Raw genomic sequence first — 1,380 nt, forward strand, 5'->3', positions numbered from 1 at the left:
GGGTTAAGTAAAGAAAAGTGTGTCTTTTCCGGGCGTGTTGCGGTTATTTGATCCAGCCTTTTTGGATGCCGAGGTTGTGTTGGTAGCTGGTGTCGATGGCGGTGTCGTATTCTGCTGGTGCACCGATGTCATTGGTAGTGGCTGTGGTGTTGTGGGTGATCAGGTCTGTTGCTGTGGAAAGTGCGTCTTGACCCCATCGTTGGTCCCTGGCGATCTTGACCGGATCGTCAGGGACTTCTGTATGTAGATACAGCCACCAATCCATCACTGTGCGTTGATGCGGTAGTGATAGTCCGCGGTGTCTGCGGGCTAGTTCTTTTATGGGGGCGTTGATGCCACCTTCGAGGCTGTTTGTTGTTGCTGCAAGGTTGTCGGGGTCGATGGTTGTTGGTGGGGGTTGCAGGTAGGTAAACAGCAGGTCTCTGCGGTGCAGAGATAGCAATGATTGATAGGCCGCTCGGACGCGTTGGTGGGTGTAGACCTTGGTGTAGGCGCCGGTAGCAGGGTCTTTGATGGTGGTTTTCTCGTTCATCCATTCCCGGTAGGTGTGGTCGAATTCGTGCAGGTGGGCGACCCATGTGGATGCTTGGTCAAGGTCGGTGATGCGAGTGAGTTTCAGGGCTAGGCGGTAGAGGGTTTTGCCGGCATCGGTGCGGGGGTTGCTGGTGGTGTGGCGGCAGACTGTTCGTTGGGCGTGGACGAGGCAGCGTTGGATGCGTGTTGTTGGCCAGCAGTGGTGGATGGCTGATTGGGCACCTTGTCCGCCGTCTGTGACTGCGATTAGTGGTGCGGCAATGGGGCGTAGGAGTTCGGTGTAGGCGGCGGTGGTTTCGTGTCTGGCCCAGGTCCAGTTGATGACGTGGGTTTTACTGGCTGCGATCAGGAGGCATCCGGACTTTAGATAGGTCGCGTCGAGGAAGATTTGGTCATGGATGCGGAATGAGTCGATGGTGGGTGTGGGGATGATCCACCAGCACCATCGGAATCGGTGGTGCATGGTTTGCCTGGTTACGCCATGGTGTGCGGCGAAGGTGGTTAGAGATTGGGTGCCGGTGGCCCATTGGATGAACAAAGCCATGGTGGCGGTGTTTTTGTTGTGGGTTTGGGTGTTGCGGGTAAAGGAGTGTCCGCAGTGGGTGCAGCGCCAACGGGTGGTTGATTTGCTGGTGGTGCCGTTTTTCTTTGTGTTGTTGCCGCATAGTGGGCAGCTGGGGCGGTTGGTGGTCATCCTTTAATCCAACCGGTGTGCGGTTAGCACAAATGTGGCCGGAGGTGCGGGATGGTGTGGGTAATAGCTTTCGGGGAGCTATTCTTTGGTGATTTGTGGTGTGTGGTCTGGGGTTATGGTGGCATGCGGACACACTTTTCTTTACTTAACCC

Annotated in this window: 1 protein-coding gene; it reads right to left on the reverse strand. The window is 55.9% G+C overall.

Features of this window, described 5'->3' with window-relative positions:
- Positions 1-43: 43 nt before the first annotated feature.
- Entirely contained in the window at positions 44-1,228 is a 1,185-nt protein-coding gene (locus CHU70_RS10695; RefSeq protein ID WP_069359385.1) for an IS256-like element IS3503 family transposase, read from the reverse strand.
- Positions 1,229-1,380 lie beyond the last annotated feature (152 nt).

Origin of the sequence: Corynebacterium sp. LK10 (assembly GCF_008042455.1) — a bacterium.
In the GTDB taxonomy this organism is placed as follows: Bacteria; Actinomycetota; Actinomycetes; order Mycobacteriales; family Mycobacteriaceae; genus Corynebacterium; species Corynebacterium jeikeium_D.

Coding starts and splice junctions, on each gene's coding strand:
- CHU70_RS10695 (WP_069359385.1), bottom strand. CDS start 1,228: ATGACCACCAACCGCCCCAGCTGCCCACTATGCGGCAACAACACAAAG.